The organism is Pricia sp. (assembly GCF_041745955.1).
Taxonomy (GTDB): domain Bacteria; phylum Bacteroidota; class Bacteroidia; order Flavobacteriales; family Flavobacteriaceae; genus Pricia.
In genome coordinates, this window is the sequence record NZ_JBGTHY010000520.1 from 1 (window position 1) to 5,566 (window position 5,566).

Consider the following 5,566-nt stretch of genomic DNA (forward strand, 5'->3'; position numbering starts at 1 on the left):
AGGTGGATATCGTTTACGAAACCAAAATACTATCCAAAAAACATTATTTTTACCGTCCCGACGGGTCACTAAAAAAGATTGTGAGGGTCGGTAGCGGAAAGGAAAAAGTGGTCATCCTATTTTCCGAAATAAAGAATAGCCTTGCGGGAAAAGTTCGGATTTTGCATAGAACGTTTCCATTGACGATAACGTTAAACCGAATTTAGTCGAAACACCATGTTGATCAAAGAACTTTACAGCATTCAATCCTTTACCGAAACCGATGGGTCGGTAGAAGCTTCGGTAAAACTGAACAAAGACCACGAAGTGTTCAAAGGCCATTTTCCCGGAAATCCAATAATGCCGGGCGTCTGTACCATTCAACTGGTCAAGGAACTCACGGAAAAGGCCTTGGACAAAGAACTGTTTTTGTCAGTGGTTTCCAACGTAAAGTTTATGGCCATTATCAATCCAGAAAAGAACGAGACCTTACAGGTCGCGCTGAATATCTCGGAGGAAGAAGGCGCGGTCAAAGTGAAAAATACCGTTTCTTACGATGATACCTTGGCTTTGAAACTCAGCGCAACCTTTAAAGCAATGCCTTGATCCATGAAACTAAAACTTCTATTGTTTTTTGTAGAATGTATTAGTGCCGGATACGTTTCTCCAGATTTGGGGACCGTGCGACAAGACTATCGCAAAGCTTCCGAAAGTGAGGGCGCCACCAAGAAAATGTTCGAAGACTTAACGGAAGTAGGAAAAAATGATGATGTGGTCTTGGTTGTTTACATAGGGGCCGTGACCACCATGATGGCCGAATATGCAGGCAACTTTGTTAGGGTTTGAATTCTTATCTTTACGGCAAACATCCGCCCATTGCCGACCCCTACCGCGTATATTCAAAACACCATGCAACAGCTTAAATGCTGTATACTCATCCCTACGTACAACAATGCCGGAACCTTGGCGAGAGTGTTGGATGGTGTTCTAGCTGTGACCAAGAACAACGTTGTCGTCAATGACGGGGCTACCGATGCCACTATGGAAATACTAGCAAATTATCCCTTAGTCCATCAAATACACCTACCAAACAATAAGGGCAAGGGCAACGCTTTAAAAATAGGATTTCAAGAGGCCCTGAAACTCGGCTACGATTTTGCGATAACCATAGATTCGGACGGGCAACATTTCCCTGAGGATATTCCCGTTTTTTTGGAAGCTTTGCAACAGGAAGAGACCAAAAACGTGCTATACATCGGATCTCGCAATATGAAGCAGCACGATGTGCCCGGATCAAGTAGTTTTGGCAACAAATTCTCGAATTTTTGGTTCTGGTTCGAAACGGGCACATGGCTTTCCGATACCCAATGCGGCTACCGGTTGTATCCGCTCAGGGAGATTGAAAAACTGACCTTGTACACGCCGAAATTCGAATTTGAGATCGAGGTCATCGTCAAGGCAGCTTGGAGCGGTACTTTGGTCAAAAATATTCCCGTAAAAATCTCGTATGATGAAGCGGAAAGGGTGTCCCATTTTCGAAAAGGGCCTGATTTTGCCCGTATCAGCGTATTGAATACCGTTTTCGTCTTCGTTACTCTTTTCTACATAAAACCCCGTGACTTTTTTAGGAAAATCAAGAAAAAAGGAGTTGCGAAATTCTTGTCGGAAAACATTTTGGGAAGCAAGGATTCCCCCCGAAAAAAAGCCCTTTCCATTGCTTTGGGCCTTTTTATAGGGCTGAGTCCGTTTTGGGGGCTACATACACTTTTGGTACTCGGGCTGGCCTTTTTATTCAAATTGAACAAACCGATCGCCTTTGCCTTTTCGAACATCAGCCTTCCCCCTTTTATTCCATTCGTGCTGTATTTAAGCGTCCAGACGGGGGTTTGGATTACCGGGGAAGAGAATTTCTTTAACCCTGAAAACATAATGGATAATCTTGTGGCCTTAAAAGGACTGAAAACGTATTTGATCGGAAGTTTTGCCTTTGCCACCCTAGTTTCGATACTTTCAGGTCTGATAGGCTATTTCACCCTGACCCAAATGGACAAACGAAAAATCGCTGTAAAAAATGGGTAGTTTCTTTTCACGGGCCTACGGGGCCATCGCCAAAAAACGATGGTTGTCCCTTCTGTGCCTGTTGGGTATTGTTGGCGGACTTCTGGGCATAGTCCGGCACATCGAATTCGACGATGATATTTCGTCCCTAATTCCCGCCAATGAAGAAACCCAGCGGACACTGCAAGTGCTGAAATCCATCGCCTTTACCGATAAAATCGTAGTCAATATCCGAAAGGGGGAAACCGGAACCGTCGATGACCTGACCCGATACGCCACCGAGTTTTTAGATAGCGTGGAATCCCGACAAGGCGAATTCATCAAAAACATTCAAGGGAGGGTGGCTTCTGAAGATGTGCCCAAGACCTTTGATCTGATCTATGAAAACCTTCCACTCTTCTTGGAGGCTTTCGATTATGAGACCATCCAAAACAAACTATCTAAAGACAGCATTGCAAGGATTACCAATGAAAACTATCGCACCTTGATATCCCCGACCGGTATCGTTGCGAAAAAAAGTATCATACGGGATCCGTTGGGACTATCCTTCATAGCCCTCAAAAAATTACGTCAACTGGGTTTGGGGGAAGGCTTCAAGCTCAAGAATGGATTTCTTCTCAATGATCGTGAAGAAAACATCCTGCTTTTTATCACTCCGGCCTTCGGTTCCGGCCAAACCAACAAAAACCTGCCCTTTTCCGATGCGCTCTATGCCGTTCAGGATGACTTGAATGCCAAATACAGCGAAAAAGTAAACAGTGAATATTTCGGGGCGGCCCTGAGTGCGGTATCCAACGCAAGACAAATTGAACGGGATATAAAATTTACGGTGGGCATTGCGCTGACCTTGCTCGTTGTTCTGTTGATATTATTCTATCGAAAATTGATCCTGCCGCTGATCCTCTTCGCCCCGACCTTTTTTGGCGGCTTGCTGGCTATCGCATTTTTGTGCCTAATCCGCGATACAATTTCGGCCCTTTCCCTAGGCATCGGCGCAGTCTTGCTCGGCGTGACCTTGGACTATGGGCTACATATTTTGACCCACATCCGAAACGGAGAGGATATGAAAAGCCTGTTCAAGGCGGTTGCCCCATCGGTCTTGATCAGCAGCCTTACCACGGCCAGCGCTTTTCTCTGTTTGCTGTTTTTAAATTCACAAGCATTACAGGACCTAGGTATTTTCGCGGCAATCAGTGTGTCTGGTGCTTCCGTTTTTGCATTGCTTTTTATCCCACAGGTGTACAAAGGCAAGAAGGCGTTGACCGCCACAAAGACGATATTGGACCGATGGGCCAATTTTAAATGGCATAAAAGTAAATGGGCCATTGCCGCATTGACCGTTCTCTTTGTTACCAGCATTTTCACCTATAACAAAGTATTCTTCGACCAAGATATTGCCAAGCTCAATTATGAGACCCAAGCTTTACTGGATGCGCGAGAACGATTGGAAAAACTTACGGACATCGGCTCGAAATCACTGTACCTGTCCACTTACGGCGAGAATCTTCAGGAAGTTCTACAACGGAACGACAGCCTTTTTGCGCAACTGGAACAACTGAGTGAAACCGGTAAAATTGTGAGTTTCGGATCTATAGGTACTTTGGTCAAGTCAAATCAAACGCAGCAAAATAAAATCGAGGCTTGGCAACGGTTTTGGGATAGCTCGAAAATTGACTCCCTCAAAAACAACTTGATCGAGAGCGGTTCCGAACTGGGCTTTAAACCGTCTACTTTTTCCCGGTTCTATTCCCTTTTGGATACCGATTTTAAAACTTTACAACTTCCGGAAATCCGGGCGATCCAGTCGTTTTCTTTAGATGATTATGTGGTAACGGACGAAAACGGCACGACGATTACTTCTTTAATCAAGGTCGACGATGCCAACGCAACCGATATCAGAAAACGATTTGAAGATATACCCAATACACTGCTGATCGATCGGCAAAACGTCAATGAGACTTTTTTGGGCAACCTGAAGAACGATTTCAATAGCCTTTTGCGCTATTCGCTAATAGTGGTGCTCTTGATTTTGTTCCTCTTTTACCGAAGTCTTACGCTAACCCTGATTACCAGCGTTCCGATTTTCGTGACCTGGTTTCTGACGGTGGGTATTATGGGGCTCTTCCATATCGAGTTCAACATCTTCAATATTATCATCTGTAGTTTTATATTCGGGCTGGGCGTCGATTATAGCATTTTTATGACCAACGGCTTGTTGACGGAGTACCGTACGGGCGAGAAGACCCTTGCTATCCATAAAACATCCATCATACTCTCCGTGATTACCACCATTGCTGGTGTTGGGGTAATGATCTTTGCCAAACACCCGGTGCTGTATACGATTTCCATAGTCTCGCTTATCGGCATCGGCTGTGCACTATTCGTCGCTTTTACACTTCAACCGCTGCTGTTCCGGCTTTTTTTAGGAGATCTCCGTAAAAGGCTTATTCAACCTAGGATTTTGGTGCAATCCCTTTTATCCTTCGCCTATTTTGATGTGGGAGGATTGCTACTTTCCGTGTATTCGTGGATAGTCCTGAAATCAAATCCGAAGGCAAGGGAGAAAAAACAATTGGGACTGCACAAGGTGACCTCGAAGTTTATGAAATCGGTGTTGTATACGAATCCCTTTATGTCCAAAAAAGTAATCAATGGCCACAACGAAACTTTTGAAAAGCCGGCGATGATGATTGCCAACCATACTTCCTTTTTGGATATTTTGGCCATGGGCATGTTGCACCCAAAATGCATCTATCTGGTCAAAGACCATGTGTATACTTCCAAAACGGTCGGCTATGCAGCTAGACTACACGGTGCCTATCCCGTTTCGGGCGGCATTGAAGGCGGCGAGGCCTTCCTAAAACAAAAATTGGAACAGGGCTTTTCCATCATTGCATTTCCCGAAGGCACCCGATCGGCGACGAACAAGATAGGCCGGTTCCACAAAGGCGCCTTCTATTTAGCGGAACAGCTTAATTTAGACATTTTGCCCATTTTGATCCATGGTTGCCCCGAAGTCTCGCCCAAAGGGAGTTTTATCATCCGCGATGGGAGTATAACCGTTGAAATATTACCAAGAATTTCTCCGGACGATTCCCGGTTCGCAACAACCTATTCCAAACGCCCCAAACAGATCGGCCAATATTTCAGGTCGGAATTCAGAAGGCTGCGCGACCAGATTGAGGGTCCGAAATATTGGCACAAACTGATTTTGGAAAATTATCGCTTTAAGGGGGATATCCTCTACAAAGCGGTCAAAAAAGACCTGAAGGATAATGCGGAAACTTATAAAAAGATTCTTGAAAATGTTGGCGACGCGGATACTATCGTCCATTTATCCCAAGACTTCGGACAATTGGATCTGCTCATGGCCTTCGATTCTATTGATCGGAAAATCGTAACCTACATAGAAAATAAAGAGGCGAGGGCGATATTGAAGAATAATTATTTGACGCATAATAACAGTAAGATGACAGTCGTTGATTCTGTGGAGGAGACTTTGGGAAATAAAGTAAATATTCTGATTCTC

At 44.6% G+C, this 5,566-nt stretch carries 4 protein-coding genes and 1 pseudogene; all 5 read left to right on the forward strand.

Going from position 1 to position 5,566, the window contains the following annotated elements; translation table 11 throughout:
• Window positions 1-206: pseudogene (locus ACEW8S_RS18575) on the forward strand (hypothetical protein); the annotation flags it as partial.
• 10 nt (window positions 207-216) lie between these two features.
• Window positions 217-585 (forward strand): 3-hydroxyacyl-ACP dehydratase, encoded by a 369-nt coding sequence (locus tag ACEW8S_RS18580; protein ID WP_373519602.1) that lies wholly within the window; start codon window positions 217-219, stop codon window positions 583-585.
• Between the two features lie 3 nt (window positions 586-588).
• A complete protein-coding gene (locus ACEW8S_RS18585; RefSeq protein ID WP_373519603.1) occupies window positions 589-825 on the forward strand; it encodes a hypothetical protein in 237 nt (78 codons plus the stop codon).
• 63 nt (window positions 826-888) lie between these two features.
• Window positions 889-2,058 carry a DUF2062 domain-containing protein gene (locus ACEW8S_RS18590; protein WP_373519604.1) on the forward strand — a complete coding sequence of 390 codons (1,170 nt, stop codon included), beginning with the start codon at window positions 889-891 and terminating at the stop codon, window positions 2,056-2,058.
• Window positions 2,051-5,566: 1-acyl-sn-glycerol-3-phosphate acyltransferase (locus ACEW8S_RS18595; protein WP_373519605.1), on the forward strand; the 3,516-nt coding region annotated here is incomplete at its 3' end. The genes ACEW8S_RS18590 and ACEW8S_RS18595, both read left to right, overlap by 8 nt.

Coding starts and splice junctions, on each gene's coding strand:
- ACEW8S_RS18580 (WP_373519602.1), top strand. CDS start 217: ATGTTGATCAAAGAACTTTACAGCATTCAATCCTTTACCGAAACCGAT.
- ACEW8S_RS18585 (WP_373519603.1), top strand. CDS start 589: ATGAAACTAAAACTTCTATTGTTTTTTGTAGAATGTATTAGTGCCGGA.
- ACEW8S_RS18590 (WP_373519604.1), top strand. CDS start 889: ATGCAACAGCTTAAATGCTGTATACTCATCCCTACGTACAACAATGCC.